The 18,827-nt window shown below is 68.1% G+C and carries 22 protein-coding genes; 10 read left to right on the top strand and 12 right to left on the bottom strand.

Going from position 1 to position 18,827, the window contains the following annotated elements:
• Window position 1: 1 nt before the first annotated feature.
• The 7 genes from MO1_RS13970 to MO1_RS13940 form a co-directional block, all read right to left on the bottom strand.
• Complete coding sequence (locus MO1_RS13970) at window positions 2–454, bottom strand: MSMEG_6728 family protein (RefSeq protein ID WP_060916368.1); 453 nt, start codon at window positions 452–454, stop codon at window positions 2–4.
• Between the two features lies 1 nt (window position 455).
• A complete protein-coding gene (locus MO1_RS13965) occupies window positions 456–830 on the bottom strand; it encodes a DUF2256 and DUF3253 domain-containing protein (RefSeq protein WP_036311367.1) in 375 nt (124 codons plus the stop codon).
• A gap of 56 nt (window positions 831–886) precedes the next feature.
• Window positions 887–1,684: a DNA-formamidopyrimidine glycosylase family protein gene (locus MO1_RS13960; RefSeq protein ID WP_060916367.1), complete on the bottom strand. Its 798-nt coding sequence runs from the start codon at window positions 1,682–1,684 to the stop codon at window positions 887–889.
• Window positions 1,685–1,884: 200 nt separating this feature from the next.
• Entirely contained in the window at window positions 1,885–3,579 is a 1,695-nt protein-coding gene (locus tag MO1_RS13955; protein ID WP_060916366.1) for a glycoside hydrolase family 13 protein, read from the bottom strand.
• 26 nt (window positions 3,580–3,605) lie between these two features.
• Window positions 3,606–4,430 carry a carbohydrate ABC transporter permease gene (locus tag MO1_RS13950; protein WP_052009452.1) on the bottom strand — a complete coding sequence of 275 codons (825 nt, stop codon included), beginning with the start codon at window positions 4,428–4,430 and terminating at the stop codon, window positions 3,606–3,608.
• Window positions 4,431–4,516: 86 nt separating this feature from the next.
• Entirely contained in the window at window positions 4,517–5,440 is a 924-nt protein-coding gene (locus tag MO1_RS13945; protein ID WP_060916365.1) for a carbohydrate ABC transporter permease, read from the bottom strand.
• Window positions 5,437–6,741 (bottom strand): ABC transporter substrate-binding protein, encoded by a 1,305-nt coding sequence (locus MO1_RS13940; RefSeq protein WP_060916364.1) that lies wholly within the window; start codon window positions 6,739–6,741, stop codon window positions 5,437–5,439. The genes MO1_RS13945 and MO1_RS13940 overlap by 4 nt, the downstream gene beginning before the upstream one ends.
• 126 nt (window positions 6,742–6,867) lie before the next feature.
• Between MO1_RS13940 and MO1_RS13935 the strand changes: the two genes are divergently transcribed.
• On the top strand, window positions 6,868–8,064 hold the full coding sequence (locus tag MO1_RS13935) for an ROK family protein (protein WP_060916363.1): 1,197 nt from the start codon (window positions 6,868–6,870) through the stop codon (window positions 8,062–8,064).
• A 13-nt stretch (window positions 8,065–8,077) separates the two neighbouring features.
• Here MO1_RS13935 and MO1_RS13930 read toward each other — a convergent pair whose 3' ends face one another.
• Window positions 8,078–9,070: an alpha/beta fold hydrolase gene (locus MO1_RS13930; RefSeq protein WP_060916362.1), complete on the bottom strand. Its 993-nt coding sequence runs from the start codon at window positions 9,068–9,070 to the stop codon at window positions 8,078–8,080.
• A 95-nt stretch (window positions 9,071–9,165) separates the two neighbouring features.
• Between MO1_RS13930 and MO1_RS13925 the strand changes: the two genes are divergently transcribed.
• The 4 genes from MO1_RS13925 to MO1_RS13910 all read left to right on the top strand — a co-directional run bounded on the left by MO1_RS13925 (window position 9,166) and on the right by MO1_RS13910 (window position 13,218).
• Window positions 9,166–10,716, top strand: a complete 1,551-nt coding sequence (locus MO1_RS13925) for a cryptochrome/photolyase family protein (protein WP_060916361.1) — start codon at window positions 9,166–9,168, stop codon at window positions 10,714–10,716.
• 14 nt (window positions 10,717–10,730) lie between these two features.
• Window positions 10,731–11,468: an SDR family NAD(P)-dependent oxidoreductase gene (locus MO1_RS13920; RefSeq protein ID WP_060916360.1), complete on the top strand. Its 738-nt coding sequence runs from the start codon at window positions 10,731–10,733 to the stop codon at window positions 11,466–11,468.
• 624 nt (window positions 11,469–12,092) lie between these two features.
• Window positions 12,093–12,611 (top strand): hypothetical protein, encoded by a 519-nt coding sequence (locus MO1_RS13915; protein ID WP_060916359.1) that lies wholly within the window; start codon window positions 12,093–12,095, stop codon window positions 12,609–12,611.
• A complete protein-coding gene (locus tag MO1_RS13910; protein WP_060916358.1) occupies window positions 12,604–13,218 on the top strand; it encodes a GTP pyrophosphokinase in 615 nt (204 codons plus the stop codon). The genes MO1_RS13915 and MO1_RS13910 overlap by 8 nt, the downstream gene beginning before the upstream one ends.
• A 51-nt stretch (window positions 13,219–13,269) precedes the next feature.
• Here the strand turns inward: MO1_RS13910 and MO1_RS13905 are convergent, their stop codons facing one another.
• Window positions 13,270–13,707 carry a hypothetical protein gene (locus MO1_RS13905; RefSeq protein WP_060916357.1) on the bottom strand — a complete coding sequence of 146 codons (438 nt, stop codon included), beginning with the start codon at window positions 13,705–13,707 and terminating at the stop codon, window positions 13,270–13,272.
• Between the two features lie 79 nt (window positions 13,708–13,786).
• Complete coding sequence (locus tag MO1_RS13900; protein WP_060916356.1) at window positions 13,787–14,215, bottom strand: SRPBCC family protein; 429 nt, start codon at window positions 14,213–14,215, stop codon at window positions 13,787–13,789.
• Window positions 14,216–14,313: 98 nt separating this feature from the next.
• On the opposite strand from MO1_RS13900, the gene MO1_RS13895 reads away from it, so the two are divergent.
• The 5 genes from MO1_RS13895 (at window position 14,314) to MO1_RS13875 (ending at window position 17,701) form a co-directional block, all read left to right on the top strand.
• Window positions 14,314–14,865, top strand: a complete 552-nt coding sequence (locus MO1_RS13895; RefSeq protein WP_060916355.1) for a hypothetical protein — start codon at window positions 14,314–14,316, stop codon at window positions 14,863–14,865.
• On the top strand, window positions 14,865–15,404 hold the full coding sequence (locus tag MO1_RS13890) for a hypothetical protein (protein WP_060916354.1): 540 nt from the start codon (window positions 14,865–14,867) through the stop codon (window positions 15,402–15,404). Before MO1_RS13895 ends, MO1_RS13890 begins: the two co-directional genes overlap by 1 nt.
• Window positions 15,392–15,919 (top strand): DUF6611 family protein, encoded by a 528-nt coding sequence (locus MO1_RS13885; protein ID WP_060916353.1) that lies wholly within the window; start codon window positions 15,392–15,394, stop codon window positions 15,917–15,919. The genes MO1_RS13890 and MO1_RS13885 overlap by 13 nt, the downstream gene beginning before the upstream one ends.
• An 87-nt stretch (window positions 15,920–16,006) precedes the next feature.
• Window positions 16,007–16,177, top strand: coding sequence for a CsbD family protein (locus MO1_RS13880; protein ID WP_018187735.1), 171 nt, complete (start codon window positions 16,007–16,009; stop codon window positions 16,175–16,177).
• Between the two features lie 237 nt (window positions 16,178–16,414).
• Entirely contained in the window at window positions 16,415–17,701 is a 1,287-nt protein-coding gene (locus MO1_RS13875) for an MFS transporter (protein WP_060916352.1), read from the top strand.
• Here MO1_RS13875 and MO1_RS13870 read toward each other — a convergent pair.
• Together MO1_RS13870 and MO1_RS13865 are read right to left on the bottom strand one after the other, a co-directional pair.
• Complete coding sequence (locus tag MO1_RS13870; RefSeq protein ID WP_060916351.1) at window positions 17,698–18,210, bottom strand: tetratricopeptide repeat protein; 513 nt, start codon at window positions 18,208–18,210, stop codon at window positions 17,698–17,700. The two genes, MO1_RS13875 and MO1_RS13870, sit on opposite strands and share 4 nt — an antisense overlap.
• Complete coding sequence (locus tag MO1_RS13865; protein ID WP_255209281.1) at window positions 18,203–18,703, bottom strand: GNAT family N-acetyltransferase; 501 nt, start codon at window positions 18,701–18,703, stop codon at window positions 18,203–18,205. Before MO1_RS13865 ends, MO1_RS13870 begins: the two co-directional genes overlap by 8 nt.
• Between the last annotated feature and the right edge of the window lie 124 nt (window positions 18,704–18,827).

Genomic DNA, 18,827 nt, shown 5'->3' with positions numbered 1-18,827 from the left:
GTTAGGCCTTCTCGGCCTTCGGCCACACGTACGGGAGATCGTCGGGGTCGTCGAAGCCCTGTGCGCGGTAGTACTCGAGGTCCTTGCGCAGAAGGTTCGAGCGGTGCGAGCGGTGGACGTCCTCGCGGCCGAACCACGGCGGCATCCTCACCGTCCCGGACCGGTACTCGGCACCGTCCTCGGGGATCTCGTCGAGTGTCGCGAGCGTGGAGGCGCGGGTCGTGTCGGCGAAACCGCGGCGGACCCATTCGTCGACCGTGAGGTCCTGGTAGACCATGAGCGCCGCGCGATGGCCGCGCCACATCGCGACTGCGGGATGGTGCCGCCAGCCGTAGTCCGGGATCGTGAGTGCGCGCATCACCTGCAGCGTCTCGACCCGCTGCTTGCCGAGCCGCTTCGTATCGAGCGCCGCCATGCCGCGCGCGAGGTCGCTGAACGGTACGAAGGTCTGCACGTCAACGCGCCTTCCGGATGCGGATCGGCCCCTTCGCCGTCGACGGGTCGACGACCTGCCCCCGCTGGGTGATCTCGACCTCGCCGATCGCGACCAGGCGGCGCGCCGCCCGGCGGGCGGGTTCCATCAGGTCGCGCCAGTCCTCGCCTCCCACAGCGCGCGCCGCCTCGGACGGGCAGATCGTGGCCGACGCCGCGCGTGCATCGAGTAGCTCTCGGATCGAGGCCGTGAGCTTCTCATCGACGGGACGGATGCCACGTTTCCGGCACGCGTCGGAGCAGTACTTCACGTCATCCCAGCTCTTCTCCCACTTCTTGCGCCACTGGATCTCACGTCCGCACGAGGCGCACGTCTTGGGTGCCGGGGTGGAAGCCATGCGGCGACGCTACGTCGCGCGGCCGACAAGGGCGAAGGGGTTGCGGTCACGCACGCTCATGCCCCCGGCTGACAGCGTGGGCACCACCACGTGCGACGGCGCTCGGGGTCGTTCGCGACCTCGTCGCGCACGAGGATCCGGGTGCCGCACCGCAGGCACGGGCGCCCGGCGCGACCGACGACCCAGTGCGATTCGCCCTTCCGCGTCGAGCCGGTGGTCACCTGGTACATGCCGGGCACGGTGGCCGAAATCCGCAGCATCCGGGCTGCTCGTTCGACGAGCGGCTCGAGGTCGGCTGAGGCGATCGGCGCGAACGGATGCACACCCGAGAGGAACGCGGTCTCGTTGACCCACAGGTTGCCGAGTCCGGCGAGGTTCCGCTGGTCGAGGAGTGCCGCGACCAAAGGCCGCTCGGGCTGCAACGACAGCCGACGCACCGCCTCGGCGGCATCCCAGTCGTTCCGCAGCGGATCGGGACCGAGGTACCCGAGCAGCGCACCCTCGTCAGCCGTCGCGACGAGCTCGACCACCGGCAGGTCGACCCCCCACAGCGTCGACCCGTCGTCGAGCCGCATCCGCACGCGAACCCGGTGATCTTCGCGGGACGGGATGCGGCGGCCCGGCCGCGTCACCGTCCAACTCCCCTGCATGCGCAGGTGCGTGTGCAGCGTCTGCCCGGTGTCGAAGCGGGTCAGCACGTGCTTGCCATGCGTGTCGTACTCGACGATGCGCAGGCCCGCGAGCGGAGTTCCCGCCGCCGCACCGGAGCGCAGTTCACCCGCGACGACGCTGTGACCGACGGATGCCGCGGCCAGCCGCTCCCGCAACCGGTACACGCTGTCGCCCTCCGGCATCCGTCCCCCTCCTGCGCGCCGAATCTCCGCCTATCGTCCGGCATTCCGGCACGGCTGGTCGCGTGCGCACCCCACCGGAGGGAAACGACAGCGGACCGTTCTCCGGAGGATCGGGGCACAGGAGCCCTCCGACCGCCGTGAAGCCCCCATCCATCCGGAGAACGGAACCCTGCCGGACGCTGCCTCGGCGATCTGCGCGGTCAGCCCGCGGCGCGCAGCCAGACCGTCGTCGCCCCGGGCAGCCGGCCGCCGTCCAGATCTGCGCTCGCGAGCAGCACCTCACCCGCCGGCAGGGCCACCGGCTCGTCGCCGAAGTTGATCACGACGGTCCAGCCGTTCGGGCGAGCGAACGTGAGCACGTCGGCGCGCCCCGTCTCGAGCCAGGTCAGCTCCTCCGCGGCCTGCAGCTCGTGTCGCAGTTCCAGCGCGCGGCGGTAGAGGTTCAGCGTCGACGTGGGATCGTCCTCCTGCGCCTCGACCGACATCTCGCCGAACCACGCCGGCTGCGGCAGGTGCGCTCCTCCCGAGCCGAAGCCGAACGACGATCCGGACTCAGACCAGGGAATCGGCACTCGGCATCCGTCCCGTCCGATGTCCTCGCCAGGGCTGCGGAAGAACGTCGGGTCCTGGCGGTCGCCTTCCGGGATGTCCCCGACCTCCTGCAAGCCGAGCTCCTCGCCCTGATAGATGTACGCCGATCCCGGCAGCCCGAGGACGAACAGGCTCGCGGCTCGGGCGCCGCGGAGTCCCGCTTCGGCGTCCACCGCCTGCTGGGCACCGCCCGAGAGCAGCCATTCGTTGCCGTGCTTGCGGGTGGGGCGGCCCGAGGCATCGCGATCCGGATGCGGCAGCCCGTAGCGCGTAGCGTGACGCACGACGTCATGATTCGACAGCACCCACGTGGTCGAGGATCCGGACGAGGCGGCGAGCGCGAGGTTGTCGGACACGACCCGCCGGAACTGACCCGCGTCGAAGTCCGCCTCGAGCAGGTCGAAGTTGAACGCCTGCCCGAGGCTCTCGGCGCTCGCGTACAGCGGGATGCGGGACGGGTCGACCCACGCCTCGGCAACGGCGGTGCGTGGCGGGTCGTAAGAGTTGAACACCTGCCGCCACTCCGCATACACCTCGTGCACGTCGTCGCGGTCGATCATCGGATGCTGCCCGTCGTGCGGTATCGCGTCGAGCTCGGCCTGGGTGGGAAGCTCCTCGGGCAGGTCTTTCGTCAGCATGTGGGCGACGTCGATGCGGAACCCGTCGACGCCGCGATCCGACCAGAAGCGCAGCGTCCGCACGAAGTCGGCGCGCACCTCGGGGTTCGACCAGTCGAGGTCGGGCTGCTCGACGGCGAAGTTGTGGAAGTACCACTGCCCGTCGCCGACCGGCTCCCACGCCGGCCCGCCGAACACGGACTGCCAGTCCGCGGGCGGTTCCTCGCCCTTCTCGCCCTTGCCGTCGCGGAAGATGTAGCGCGCGCGTGCCGCCGACCCGCGTTCGGACGCCAGCGCCTCCTGGAACCACGCGTGCCGGTCGGACGTGTGGTTCGGGACGATGTCGATGACCACCTTGATCCCCGCCTCGTGGAGCGCGGCGATGAGCGCGTCCGCGTCGTCGAGCGTGCCGAGCCGCGGGTCGACGTCGCGGTAGTCCGCCACGTCGTACCCGCCGTCGGCGAGCTCCGACGGGTAGAACGGGCTCAGCCAGATCGCGTCGACGCCGAGCTCCTTGAGATACGGCACCCGAGAGCGGATGCCTCGCAGGTCGCCGATGCCGTCACCGTCGGCGTCCGCGAAGCTGCGCGGATACACCTGGTAGACGACAGCCTGGCGCCACCATTCGGGAAGCTCGGCGTCGGTGAGGTCGGCGGTCTCGGGCGCGGTCTGCACGTCGGAGGTCACGGTGTCCTTTCGGGTTCGGTGGTCGGTCAGCCCTTGACGGCGCCCTGCGTCACGCCCTCCATCACCCAGCGCTGGGTGAAGAGATAGGCGAGGATCGCGGGGGCCATGGCCATGAGGTACGACGCGAAGGCGACGTTGTAGTTGTTGCTGAATTGCGTCTGGAAGAGGTTCTGCCGCACCGGGAGTGTCTGCATCGACGGGTCGGAGATGATCAGCGACGGCAGCATGAAGTCGTTCCAGGCGTAGAGGAAGGCGAAGATTCCGACCGTCGCGCTCATGGGAGCGAGCAACGGGAAGATCAGCTTCCAGAACGTCTGCCAGGTCGACGCGCCGTCGATGCGCGCGCTCTCCTCGAGCTCGATCGGTATCGACCGGAGGAAGGCGGTGAACAGCAGCACGCTGAAGCTCAGCTGGAACATCGTGGCCAGCAGGATGACACCGAACGGGTTGTCGAGTCCGAGGCGTCCGGTCAGCTGGATCTGCGGCAGCGCGACGACGGGGAACGGGATGAACATCGCCGCGAGCAGGTAGAAGAACGAGTACCGGAAGAGCTTGCGATCCCAGTTGCGGACGATCGCGTAGGAGGCGAACGCGGCAAGGATGATCGTCGCGATCACGGTGCCGGCCGTCACGAGGAACGAAATGCCCGCGCCGACCGGGAACTGCGTGAGGTTCCACGCCTGGACGAACCCGTCGAAGCTGATGGGCGCCGGCAGCGAGAACGCATTGCCGTCGACGGCCTGCCCCGTCGTCTTCAGGGCCATCGAGATGGTGACGTACAGCGGCAGGAGGACGGTGATGGAGCAGAGGAACAGGATGACGGTGCTCGACCAGTTGAACCGTTCGACCATCCTGCGGCGAGGCGGCTTCGTGGGTCGGTCGGGCGCTGTGACGGCGTCGGCCTGCTCGAACGCGAGCGCGGGCTGAGTGGTGGACATCAGAACCGGTTCCTTCCCCGCGTGAGCGAGAGCTGGAGGAGCGAGATGAGAACGGCCACGATGAAGAAGATCGTCGCGTTGGCCATCTGGTAGGCGTAGTCGCCGCCGTTGAAGCCCGCGATGATCGTCATCGCGACGCTGCGGGTGGCGGTGCCAGGTCCGCCGCCGGTGAGGCCGACGATGATGTCGTACGCGTTGAGGAACCCCTTGAAGCCGAGGATCACGTTGATGACGACGTAGCCCGCGACCAGCGGCAGGGTGATCCGGAACAGCTGCTGACGCTTCGATGCGCCGTCGATGTCGGCCGCCTCGTACACATCGCCCGGCACCGACAGGAGCCCCGCGATGTAGATGAGGAGGGTCCCCGGGACCGCCTGCCATGCGGTGACGATGACGATGGCGACCCACGCGAGATCCGGGTTGGCGAGGAGGCTTTCCTGCAGCCACGGGATGCCGAGGGTCGACCCCGCCGACGGCAGCGAGTTCGAGAACAGGAAGTTGAAGACGTAGGCGATGATGATGCCCGAGATGACCATCGGGATCACGAAGATCGTCCGGAGGCCCGTCTTGAAGCGGACGCGGGAGGTCAGTCCGACCGCGAGCAGGAATGCCGCGATGTTCACCACGATGACGGTCGCGATCGCGAAGCCCGCGGTGAACAGGTAGCTCTGCAGGATCGCCGGGTCGCTGAAGAGGGCGATGTAGTTGGTGAATCCGATGAAGTTCCACTCCCCCAGCCCGATCGAGTCGGTGAGGCTGAAGAAGATGCCGATGAGTCCGGGGACGGTGATCGCCAGCGTGAAGAGCAGGACGGTCGGCAGCAGGAACAGGTAGTAGATCGGTTCGACGCGCTTCCTACTGCGCCGGGCCTTTCGATCCCCTGCGGTGAGGAGCGTCGTCGTCGCGCCGGTGGTGGTGGTCATCGCGTTGCCTCCTCGGCCTCGTCGGTGAGGACGGGCTGACGGAACGCGAGTCGCGACCAATCACTGTCCATGGTGGCGAACGTCCGAGCGGGGTCCTGGCCGAAGAGCATGGCCTGCGCGTGGGCGAACACCGGGATGGTCTTCGGGACGAGGACCGACGGTCCCTGATAGATCCGACCCTCGTCGTAATAGGACTGCATGCCCTCGATGCGGGGGTCCTGGGGCGGCGGGGCATCCTTCGTCGGCGAGAAACCGAGCTGCGAGTCGTTGTAGGCCTCGATGATGTCGGGCTGGTACAGGTACTCGAGGAAGTCCCGGGCGGCATCCTTCTTGGTGGAGGCGTCGGGGATCATGGCCGCGAGATCCATGTTCACGCGGATCGCGAGGTCGTCGGGGTCGTCGGTCATCGGGAGCGGGAAGGTGCCGAGCGGCGCATCGGGCGCGGTCTTGGCGATCTCACTGAACGCCCACGGTCCCTGCAGATACATCGCGGCCTCGCCGTTGCCGAAGTCGAGGTTGCCGTCGCCGTAGGCGCGACTGTCGGCGTCGTCGTTCGTGTACTCCGTCGCGAGCGTCAGCACCTTCTCGACCGGCGGGGTGAAGTCCTTCTCGAAGGAGACGGCCGACGATCCGTCGACCTCCGCCCCCTCGCCCGCCAGCTGGTCGAAGAAGTCGATGACGTCGAGAGAGCCGCCGATTGCGTAGTCGTACCAGCCCTGCGCGACCGTCCAGTCGTCCTTGAACGTGCCGTAGAACGGGGTGACGCCGGCTCCCTTCAGCGCGTCGCAGACGGCGATGAGCTCGTCCCACGTCGTCGGGATCTCCAGACCGTTCTCCTCGAAGATCTTCGTGTTGTAGATCACGGAGGACGCCATCACGGAGTACGGCAGGGCGCTCGTGCGCCCCTCGCAGGTGCCGTACTGCTCCATCAGCGGCTGCAGGTCTTCGCGCACCGTGCCGGCGGCATCCGTCCCGCCGAGGTCGCTGAGCGCGCAGCGCTGCACGAAACGGGCGACCTCGTAGTTGTAGTTGGCAAGCATGATGTCGGGCGGGTTGCCGCGGACGAAGCTGGCCGAGACGACGTCGACACCGGAGGTGTCCATCTCGACGGTGACGTCGTCCTGCGACGCGTTGTAGGTCTGCACGACGTCCTGCATGAACGGCAGCGCCTCCCGCTTGCTGAAGGTGAAGCGCAGGGTCTCGCGACCGTCGGCCGAGCAGCCGGCGAGCAGCGCGCCGCCCAGTGCGGTGACGGCGAGCACGGCGGCGATTCGCCGTGCTCGGGAATGGGTCGATGACATGTGTATCCGATCGCGTCGTTGCGGACGAAAGATCCCTCACCGTTCGACCCGGCGATTATATTTAGTCGCCAAATCAATACGATGCAGGCAATATTGCAGGGCAGATCCTGAAAGGTCAAGACCCCGATGTCGACACTCGCCTCTCCCCCGACTCGCCCGGCGAGTCAGGACGCCGTGCTCGCCTTCGCGTGGGAGACAGTCGAGTTCACCGCGACGGACGCGATGGAGTCCACGGGGTTGACGCGGTCGACGACCATCGAAGCGACCGCAGCCCTCGTCACCCGCGGGCTGCTGGCCGAGCTGCCGAATGCGCGCCTGGCCGGGGATTACCGTAAAGGACGCCCGGCACGTCGATTCGCGCTGCGCGACGATGCCGCCGTCGTCGTCGGCGTCGATGCCGGCCACGAGCACGTGTCGGTATGGGTCGCCGACCTGCGCGGAAAGCCGATGGCGGATGCCGATGCCCGCCTCGTCCTGGATCGTGACGACGCGGCGGCCCGTGCCCGCGTCGTCGGTGACACGGTCGACCGCGCCCTGACCGCCGCGGGTCGGTCACGCGCGGACGTGCTCGCCGTGTGCGCCGGCGTGCCCGCGCCGGTCGACCGCACCGGACGATCGCCGCGGCATCCCACCCGCTTCTGGGAGCGGATGAACCCCGACCTCGTCGACGTCCTCTCGTGGGCGCCGATCGTGCGCATCGAGAACGACGCGTCGCTCGCAGCGGTCGCCGAGGGGTCGGTCGGGGCCGCGAGAGGATGCCAGGACTACATCGCCCTCCTGGCCGGATCTCGCCTGGGCGCCGGTGTCGTCGTCGATGGGCATCTGCTGCGCGGCCATCACGGCGGGGTCGGCGAGATGGTCGCGTTCGACCACGTCGACGGCGTCCGCGGCGCCGAGGGGCTCGGATCGCGTGTGGCGTCGTGGGCCGCCGAGCTCGCGCGGTCGGGCGAGGCGACGGCCGGATTCCGGGATCTCGCGCCCGAGTCCCTTGACGCCCGGACGGTCCTCGCGATGGCTGCCCGCGACGACGCCGATGCGCTGCGGATCGTCGATCGGGTGGGCTTGGCGCTCGCCCGCATCGTGAGCGTCCTGGGGAGCATGTTCGACCCGGAACGCGTCGTCGTCTCAGGCGCCATCGCCGACGGCGTGCACGAGGTCGTCGCCGCCGCACGTCGATCGCTGCCGACGGATCTCGACCTGCCCGCGCCGGAGCTCGTCGCCTCGACCCTGGGCGGCGACGTCGTCGTGACAGGGGCGGTCGCCGCGGCCGTGGCCTCGGCGCGTGAGAGCGCGCTCGACGTGTGGGGCGCCGCCGCGGGGTGAGGCGCCGCCCGTCTCAGCGCACCTCGCGGCGCGGGTCCTGACGGGCGCGGGAATAGGCGCGCCAGAGGATGCGGGCGTGCCGTTCCTTCGCACGTTCAACGCCGGCCTCGTCGCGGCGCGCGGCGGACCACCACTCGGCAGCGCGTTCGCGCATCGCGCTCCAGACCACGCCGATCCCCGCGTGCGGCGGCGGCGGGACGGCGGCCTTCTCGGCCGGCATCCGCCCCTTCGGCCGCAACGTGTCATTCGCGTGCCCCACGATGAGTTCGGCCGCCCCGACGGCGTGCGCGTTGATGATCGAATGCGCCGCGCCGCGGATCTCCCACCGACGCGCCTCCTGCGCGGCGGCGACCAGCCGCGAGTGGAACCGGCGCGGCGACGTCGCGTCGTACTCACCGCGGATGAACAGGACGGATGCCTCGACCCGAGGCATCCGCTCGACCAACCGATACCGGAGCATGTGCGGCAGGACCTGCACGAAGTAGACGAATCCGCAGAGGACGTAGGCCGAGAGAGCCGTCATCGCGAGGTGGAACGTCTCGCGCGTTGCGGACTGCGCGAAGCGCAGCGCGACGATCGGGAGCGACGACTCCTGGTCGTTGACGACGGGGCTCACCAGCACGGCGTGACGCAGCTGCGGCCGCCGGATCAGGACCTCGGTGACGACCTGCGTGCCCATCGAGTGCCCGATGACCACCGGGTCCTCGAGGTTGTAGTGGTCGAGGACCTCTTCGACGCGGTCCGCGAAGAACTCGGCCGTGGGCTGGTCACCGGGCCGCGGCATCCCTGCGAAGCCGGGCAGGTCGAGGGCGAACACGTCGCCGTGCTCGGCGAGCGAAGGCGCGAGGAACTCGAAATACGTCGCTGCGACGCCGACGCCGGCCACCAGGACGAACGGCCTGCCGCCCTCGCCGGCCGTCGTCTCGACGCGCGTGACGCGGGTGCGACGGTTGCCGTGGCCGACGTGCTCGACGTCCACGTCGGGGGCGTCCTCGGTCGCGGGCATGCGACCAGGATGCCAGGTCTCGAAGCTCCGCTAGCGCGCTCGCCCGCCTGACACAAGCGGTGGGAACCGTCCGACCCCCTACTTACGCTGACCCCATGCTGCGACACCTCGTCATCGTGCTGGGCGATCAGCTCGATCATGAGTCGAGCGCATTCGACGACTTCGACCCGGATCAGGACACCGTCTGGATGGCCGAGGTCGCCGGGGAGTCCGAGCACGTCTGGAGCACGAAGCAGCGGACCGCCGTGTTCCTCGCCGCCATGCGCCATTTCGCCGCGGAGCTGACGGATGCCGGGCGTCGCCTCCACTACGCGAAGCTCGACGCCCGGTCGACGAAGGACTCGCTGGCCGACCAGCTCACGATCGACGTGACGAAGCTGAAGCCCGAGGGACTCGTCGTGACGGAGCCCGGCGAGTGGCGGGTGCGCGAAGCGCTGCGCGAGGTGGCCGAGCACAGCGGCATCCCGTTGGACATCCGTGAGGACCGCCACTTCTTCAGCACCGTCGCCGAGTTCGCCGCGCACGCCGAGAGCCGGAAGTCGCTGCGCATGGAGTACTTCTACCGCGAGATGCGCAAGAAGCACGACGTGCTGATGACGACCCGCGGGCAGCCGGTCGGCGGCTCGTGGAACTACGACGCCGACAACCGCAAGGCGTTCCCGAAGCAGGGTCCGGGGCTCGTTCCCCCGCGCGCCCGGTTCGAACCCGACGAGACCACCCTTGAGGTCATCGGCCTCGTCGAGAAGACTTTCGGAGACCACCCCGGCTCGCTCGACTCGTTCGCGTGGCCGGTCACCCGTGCGCAGGCTCTCGAGGCGCTCGACCTCTTCATCGAGGAACGGTTGCCGGGCTTCGGCGAAACGCAGGATGCGATGTGGCCGGGCGAGCCGTGGCTCTGGCACGCGCACCTATCGTCGTCGATGAACCTCAAAATGCTGACTCCGCGCGAGGTCGTCGCCGCGGCCGAGGCGGCCTATCGCGACAAGAAGGCGCCGTTGCCTGCGGTCGAGGGGTTCATCCGGCAGATCCTCGGGTGGCGTGAGTACGTGCGGGGCACCTACTGGACGCAGATGCCCGGCTACCTCGAGCGGAACGCCTTCGAGGCGTTCGAACCGCTCCCGGACTTCTACTGGACCGGCGACACCGCGATGGCGTGCCTACAGGACGCCATCGGCACGACGCTCGAGAACGGGTACGCGCACCACATCCAGCGGCTCATGGTCACGGGCCTTTACGCGATGCTGCTCGGCGTCCACCCGAAGGAGGTCCACGCCTGGTACCTCGCGGTCTACGTCGACGCGGTCGAGTGGGCGGAACTCCCGAACACGCTCGGGATGAGCCAGTACGCCGACGGCGGGCTGATGGGCAGCAAGCCGTATGCCGCGACCGGCAAGTACATCGATCGCATGAGCCCGTACTGCAAGACGTGCCCGTTCGACCCCGCGAAACGGATCGGCGAAGACGCCTGCCCCTTCACCACCCTGTACTGGGACTACCTCATCCGGCACGAGGAGCCCCTCGCCGCCAACCACCGCATGTCGCTGCAGGTGAAGAACGTGTCGCGCCTGGACGACGACGAGATCACCGGCATCCGCGAGCGCGCCGACGCGATCCGCCGCGGCGACATCCCGGTTCCGCACACCTGAGCAAGGAGAACACCATGACCTCGACCGACATCGCCCTCGTGACCGGCGCCCGAGGCGGTGTGGGGAGCGCCCTCGTCGCACGGCTGCGGGCGCGCGGACTGCGCGTCGCCGCCGTGGGACGGGATGCCGCATCCCTCGCCTCCGTCGATGCGGACGCGCACATCGAAGCCGACGTGACGACGCCCGAGGGTGCCGCCGCCGCACTCGATGGCTGCCGGGCCGAGCTGGGTGACGCACCGGCGTGGCTCGCGCACGCGGTCGGCAGCACACTCATCACCCCGCTGCACCGGACGAAGGTCGACGCCGCGCGTGACATCCTCCGCGTGAACCTCGAGAGCAGCATCTGGATCCTGCAGGCGTGGCTCGAGGCCACCGGCAAGGAGCCCGGGGCTGCCGTGTTCGCGAGTTCGGTCGTCGCGCGGATCGGCGTCGCGAACCACGAGGCGATCGCCGCCGCGAAGGGCGGCGTCGAGGCTCTCGTGCGGAGTGCGGCCGCCACGTATGCGGCACGCGGCATCCGGGTCAACGCGGTCGCTCCGGGAATGACCGAGACCCCGATGACCGCCGGCATGCTGAGCGTGCCGATGCAGCGGGAGGGCGCCGAGAAGCAGTACCCACTCGGTGGTGTGCAGACTGCCGACGATGTCGCGGCCGTCATGGACTGGCTGCTGTCGACGGATGCCGGTCGCATCACCGGTCAGGTGATCCCGGTCGACGGCGGCTTCACGACAGTGCGCCCGCTCGTGAAGTGACAGGCCGTCAGCTCGCTCGGGTGACGATGTCTATCTGTCGGACGTCGGGCAGGCGGGCATAGCAGCTCGGTCAACGTATGCCATTGTCATCCACAGGGATATCGTTCCGAAGGGGGAACAATGGGGGCAGGAACTCTGACCGCGGCCTACGCATTCGAAGTCTCGCCACGGCAGGAGGCTGGATTCGTCGGTGGTGCTATCGCTTTAGGCGCAGGCCTTCAGACCGCACTAGACCGTACATTTGATCGGTCAAGACTCGGAAGCGCTCCGTCGGTAAACCTCCTTGTGGATGAGAACTCTCCCGGTCGAGACCATCCTGTGAGGGACGTTGCGCTATCGGTGGCATTCACCGCAGGCGACCAGTCCGCCGCTGTCGAATCCCTCGCGAATCGCCTGGGGCAGTCGATGGATAACCGCTCCAAAGCATCGCTACTGATGGCTACTCTTCACCAAACCGCGTCGACGTCCACCCGGCGACTGATCTTGTGGACTTTCCCCCAACAAGAGGTTTTCAACCTCCGCCTGGCTGGAGGTCATGCCCGGCTAGAGCTTCTGGACGCATTCAATCGTGAGTCGAGCCTGCGGAAAGCTGCAATGTTGGAAGGCCCAAATCAGGCAACAGGGATGCTGACCGCTCGGGTCCTCGATCTACAGTCGACGGCTACCGAACGTGCGGTCGCCGACCTCTGGATAGTCAAGTTTCTGCAAGCACGGTTGCAGATGAGCGATACCGAGGGAACCATGCTCCTGGCTCGGTCCTTGAGGGCCGCCCACTCGCGGACTAAGGACGACTCCGTTTTGCAAGAGCAGATCAACGCAGCCATCGGAGCCCTCCGGACTTCGAACCAGCCCCGGTGGTCAATCGATTCGGTGGCTCAGACCTTCCTTTCCGGCGCTGCGGCAGAGTCCTTCCTGTCTCATTCCCGCCCAGAGGAGCGCGGCGCCGCCTTCGCACTGGATCTCGAGAGATTTGATCATCTGATCCAGTACAAGCGGTTCCGTCTCCGAAACGGGATCATCGTGTCGGCACCCTTTGTTGAAATAGGTGACGCAGGCGGAGTGACAATCTTCGAAGACGCCGACGGACGGCGCCTTCAGGCGGAAGGTGTCATCGAGGAAGAAGAGGTGAGGACGCGTGGATGACGTGCAAAGGGAGTACGAACGCCGTCTACCACTCCTCGAAAGCTTGGCGCAGGAGCTTGAGATCAGGACCCGCGATGCGCTCGACGGAGTCGCGCATATCGATCGAATTTCGTTTCGCGTCAAGGGTTCCAGGTCGTTTGCAGTCAAGGCAACGAAGCCGCACGCGACGGAAGTCATGACCCCCAAGTACAGCGACCCGTTCAGCCAGCTAGAGGATCAGGTAGCCGGTCGTGTCATCACGTTTTTTCGTCACGACATTTCCGTAGTTCGAGAACAGCTCACGTCCTGGTTCGGAGCAGTGGAGCATCAGACCAAAGAACCGGCGGGGCCAGCTGAGTTTGGGTACGAGTCAGACCACTTTATTTTCGTGATACCGGAACACTACAAACCTAAAGGGTGGCACGAGCTCGACCCGATGCCGACAACGTTCGAGTTCCAGGTACGGACGATATTCATGCATGCTTGGGCGGAACCTCAACACGACCTTGGGTACAAGGCGGACCTCGACCCAGACACTCGTCGCGAGTTGGCGTGGGTCGCGGCCTCATCCTGGGGAGCTGACAGGATAATGAGTGACATCGCCAAGAGAATCAGTGGTTCCGCGTGAAGACGACTTGACCCCAGATACTCGATATCGCCCGACCCGTCCGTCACAAGCTCAGCTCGCTCGGGTGACGATGTAGACGTCGTCCTCGTTCCGCGTGACGGCGACGGTGGCCGTGTCCGTCTTCTCGTACACCGGCCACGGCCCCTCCGAGGAGCAGAGGTCGACGCGTTCGCGTCGGAACTCGGCCGCGTTGACACCGTTCGCCGTCACGGCGACGAGCGCCTGCGCGTCGTCGCGTTTCGACAGATCGGGGAGGTCCTTCGCCGAGACGCCGAGGCGGGTCGCGACGTCGGCCGGCAGCTCGTAGGGGCACACGATCGTGAACCGCTTCGCGGCCGCATCGTCGACCAGGTCGGCGACCGGCACGGACGAGCCTTCGGTCACTGCCTTCACGACGTGGTCTTCGACGTCACTGCTCCCCGACGCGCAGGCGGTCGTGAGCCCGGCGGCGACGAGGACGAGGGACAGGGCGGCGAGTGTGCGCTTCATGCCTCCTGTCTACGCAGTCGTCGCGCGCAGGGCGTCGGCCTGGAGAGGCATCCGTGTCAGCCGAGAGGATGATGCCGGATCAGGAGCTTTCGAGCATCCGCTTCGCTCGGGCGAGCGACGTCGACAGCGTCGAGCGAATCGAGTCGGCGATCATCGGCTCCGCGAGGCGCATGATCCCGGTCGGCTCGGCGTCGATGCGCACGGCGACGACGGTCGCGCCATTCGCGTCGGCGAACTGCAGGTCGGAGGTCGTGGCCATGATCCCGCTCGTGCTGGTCACCGCCATCCGCGCACCGAGGTCGTAGGCCGTGACACGCCAGTCAAAGTCGACCTCGCGGCCGACCGCCCGCATCCGCGTGTGGAGAGTCGACCCGACGCCGACGGGCGGCGGTGAGGTGAGCTCCTCGGAGATGACGGATTCGTCCCAGCGGGCGCGGCCCTCGGTGAAGAAGTCGAACACCTCGGTCACCGGGCGGTCGATGGTGACGGACTCGATGACGGTGAACATCCCCTCACCCTAGGTGCCGGATGCGACGCGCGGGCCGGCCGTATGGGTTCCGTTCGGACCTGTTCCGCGGGCCTCGGCCAGCGCTTAGGACTGTGCTCATGACGTTGACCACGGTCCTCCCCTCGCTGCGACGCAGCATCCCCGATCCGATCGAACGGCGGGCATGGCCCGAGCACACCGTCGCGGAGGTGCGCGATGTGTCCGTGGCGGGTGTGTCGCTGACGCGCCTGGCCGAGCTCGAAGGGACGCCGTGCGTGATGACCGGCGACCTCGCCCACCCGCACACGCAGGATGCCCGTCGCCGCGGCATCGGCATGGACGTCACCGTCCTCGTCTTCCGCGTGACGCTGCGCGTCGACTCGCAGGACGCGCGCCGTCTGGCGCTCGTCGACTGCACCACCCACGACCTCCCGATCCAGTGGGAGCACTGCCGCCTCATCGGTCGCGCGTCCACCGCGAAGCAGGCGATGTTCGACATCGTCCCCGGCGATGTCGGCGCGCCCACCTGGCCCTATATGCAGGCGATCCTGCCCGCCGACCTCGTCGAGGGCGACCTGCTCGCGGTGCCGTGCACCGGCGCGCTCGCGCTGCGCGACGTGAAGCCCCGTCGCGTCTCGCCGGATGCCGACATCCCGACGGTCGTGCGCTGATGAGCGCTCTGCACACGATCATCGCCGCCGCGCGGCAGCACTCGCGGACCACGCCCGCACGACCGCCTCTGCTCCCCGCAGGCACGCGATTCGAGGAACGCGACATCCGCATCGGCGGACGTTCGCTACGGGAGCTGGCTCAGACGAGGACGACTCCCTGCGTCCTGATCGCGCCGGCCGAACGCAGCGACCGTGAGCGTTTCGTCAGCGTCGTGGTGACCACGGTCACGGGCCGGGAGGAGCCGGGGCCGTCATGCCGCACGGTCCACCTGTCGGTCGACAGCGACCTCGACGACGTCGCCGACCAGGTCACGCTCGTGCTCCTCCTGGGCGGCGCGACGGATCGCAGTCTGGTGTCGAGCGTCGTCGTGGGGTCGGGCTCGTCGCACCGGAAGGTGTCCGCGCTGCTGCCGGCGATCACGTCGCCCGGCGACCGGATCGTGCTCTTCTGCGAAGGGACCGTCGCCCGCTCCCAGCTGGTCGCGCCCGCCGTCGACAGCGAATCCGACGAGGACTGGACGGGGCGATGCGGCAAGTAGACCCGACCGGCATCCGCATCCGGCTGTTCCGCTCCGACCGCCCGCACTGGGGCCACGTGTGGCGCGGTGTCGCCCGTCACGGCATCGTGACCGACCGCATCGTCGTGTACTCGCCGCTGTCCTCGGACGCTGAGCGCACGTTCGCGCTGGCGGCATCCACCTTCTGGAAGGTCGCCGTCTGCGCCGGTTTCGTCCTCTGGATGGCCCTCGTCGGGATGGGCGCTCCGACGGTACCGACGCTGCTGCTGATGACCGCGGCGATCGTCGGACCGGGGGTGTTCCTGTCGTATCGGGGCCGAGCCGCGGCTCGCGACGCGCACTCCGTCCGGTGCACGTTCTTTGCCGGAGAGGTCTCGCCGTCGGCGTTGGATGTGGCCCACCGCATCCAACAGCAGGCCGACGAGCTCGACCATGCGGAGCAGGACCTCGTGCGAGGCCGGATCACCCGCGAGGAGTTCGACCTCGTGTGGCTGCACGCCTACGAAGCGACGGCGAGTCGGCGGCGCGAGTTGTGACTCTCACCAATCGGCGCCGAAATCAAGCGGTTGAGTGGAATCGTCGCGAGTCAGATCCTGGGGTTCCCACGAACTGAGGAGTGTGCCATGGGTCTCGACGACAAGATCAAGAACGCTGCGCAGGACATCGCCGGCAAGGCGAAGGAAGCCCTGGGCGAGCACCGCAATGACGAGGACCTTCGCCGCGAGGGCGAAGCCGACCAGCGCGAAGCGAACCTCAAGAAGGCCGGCGAGAACGTCAAGGACGCGTTCAAGTAAGCCAGTTGGACTGAATGTGAAGGGCCCCGCCGGTCAGCCGGTGGGGCCCTTCCTTCGTGTGCGTCACCCCGGACGGCGCGCTGTGGGCTGTGCACGGATGCAATGGATGCCGCTCGACGCGCCGCGCCGCGGCATCCATCACCGGCGTGTCGGCCCCGATCTATTGCATCCGCCACCGCGGGCGGCCGGGGGCGGGCGAGCGGCGGGCACAGCCGAGTCCGTCGATAGGGTCGCATCATGCGCGAACCGACCCCGCGGCCACCCGACAACGGGCGGCGAACCGAGGTCCTGCGCATCCCCGCGTTCCGGCTCTTCTGGACCGCGATGACGATCCGCGCGTTCGGGTCGTCCATCGCGAACGTCGCGTTCCAGGTGCTGATCGTCACGGTGGTGGCGGCGACGCCGTTCCAGATCGGCATCCTGAGCGCACTCGGCGTCGCGCCGTACCTCTTCCTCGGTTTCATCATCGGCGCGCTGATGGACCGCTGGAATCGACAGCGCACGCTGGTGCTCACGAGCATCGGGCGCGCGGTCGTCCTCGCGGCGGTCCCGATCCTCCTCCTGCTCGACCTGCTCGAGTTCTGGTCTCTCGCCGTCATCATGCTCACGCTCGGAGTGCTGACGCTGTTCGCGCATTCGGCGGAGCAGCCGTTCGTGCCGCAGATCGTCCCCCGGTCGTCCCTCGTGTCGGCGAACGCGAGACTCGGCCAGAGCGAGACCGTGGCGGGAACGGCCGGTCCGGCAGCGGGTGGCGCTCTCCTGACCTTGATCGGCGCGCCCCTCATCTTCGTCTTCGAGGCCGTCATCCATGCGGTCTCCGCGATTCTCCAGTCCCGCATCCGCGTCACCGAATCCGCGCCTGCTCCGCGCGCGGCAGGACGACACATCGGGCATGACATCGCCGAGGGCATGCGCTTCACGTACCGGCACAAGACGCTCCGCCCGCTGGCGCTCTCCGTGCACGTGTGGTTCCTCGGCAACAGCATCGTCGCGACCGTCTTCGCCGTCTTCGCCCTCCGAGAACTGGGGATGCCGGCCTGGGCCTACGGCATCGCGGTTGCCTTCGGCGGGGTGGGCGGCTTCCTCGGTGCAATCATCGCCCCCGCCGTCGGCGAGCGGATCGGCGCGGGGCGCGCGATCCTCATCGGCCGGAGCCTGACCGTCGTGCCGTGGCTGCTCCTGGCTGTCGCGCCGCTCAGCAACGCGACGAACATCGTCCTGCTGGTCGTGGTCGTCTCGATCGCGCAGTTCCTCTTCGGCCTCGCCATGGGAATCGAGGACGCGAACGAGATCTCGTATCGCCAGGCGATCGCGCCCGACGCGATCCAGGGCCGGATGAATGCCACCATCCGCACGACGAACCGCATCGTCTTCTTCTTCGGCGCCCTCGGCGCGGGGGTGCTCGCCACCTGGCTCGGTTACAGCGTGAGCCTCGGAATCGCCGCGGCCGTCTTCGCTGTCGCCGCGCTGGTGATCGTATTCTCGCCGCTGCGCAATGCGCGGCACGGCGAGGCCGGGATCTAGCCGGCGGATTCTCCGGCGCCCAGGTCGCGCAGATAGGCGGCGTTGCCGCGGATCGCCGGCTTGTAGCGCTCGAGCTCGGGAGAGTCGACGTGGGTGGCGATCACGTCGAGGAGCGATCCGAGCGCGGCGTGGACGTACCCCGCCGCGTGCAACGTGATCGCCTCGAAAACGGCGAGGGATGCGGCATCCGGGAACTGGTCCCGTGCCGTGGCGAAAAGCGCGATCGACTCGTCGAAGCGACCGAGGTTGCGCAGCGTGCTGCCGTACTGCAGCAGGCATCGGCGACGGACATCGCCCGCGAGCCCCGCCGCGAGAGCCTGTTCGTAGAGCTCGGCAGCCGTCCTTTCATGACCGTCTGTGTCGTGCGCGCCGGCGTACTCGTAGAGCACCCGCGCGTCCGTCGGATGCTCGTCGTGGATGACCTTCAGAGCCGCCAGCGTCGGCGCCATGTCGTCGCGATCGCGTTCGGCCAGCAGTCGATCCAGTTCGGCGTAGACGGCGTCAGTCATGGACCGATCGTGTCACGGTGCCGAGGGCGCGTTCGAAGACCACGAGTTCGCCACGTCGGCCGACCTCGCGGAGCCCTGCTTTCTCGAGCACCCGGCGGGATGCCGCATTGGTGCGTTCGGTGTCGGCCTTCGCGCGAAGCGCACCCCACTGCTCGGCGTGATGCAGGGCGAGCATGACCGCGGCCGATGCGAGCCCATGCCCGCGTGCCGCGGGTATCAGGCCGTAGCCGAATCCGACCGCGCCGCTCGCATCGGGCGGGCCGAAGAACCCGAATCCGCCGACGGCGACGCGGTCATCAGGACGTCGGATCGCGTACATCGTGAACGGAGTCTCCGACGGTTCCGAGGCCGCCAGCGAGGCCAACGGGTCGAGTTCGTCGACGAACGGGTAGTCGGGATGCCAGTCGTCACCCGGTTGCTCCACGCGATCGATGATCCGGCGGGCGAGGTCGGGAGTGATCGGGGTGAGAAGGACAAGGCTGTTGGCGAGCATCGTCCCCATCATCGCTTGCACCGCGGCACGCAGGGGTGTGCGCCGATGCGATAGATCGACACGGGCACGCGGGGATCAACGCCTCAACGCAGCCTGCCGGGCGGATCTCGTGCATCCGCTAACT

This window comes from Microbacterium oleivorans NBRC 103075, assembly GCF_001552475.1.
GTDB classification, from domain to species: Bacteria; Actinomycetota; Actinomycetes; order Actinomycetales; family Microbacteriaceae; genus Microbacterium; species Microbacterium oleivorans.
The sequence above is the reverse complement of the archived record's forward strand: the minus strand, read 5'-3'. Positions and strand labels throughout refer to the sequence as shown.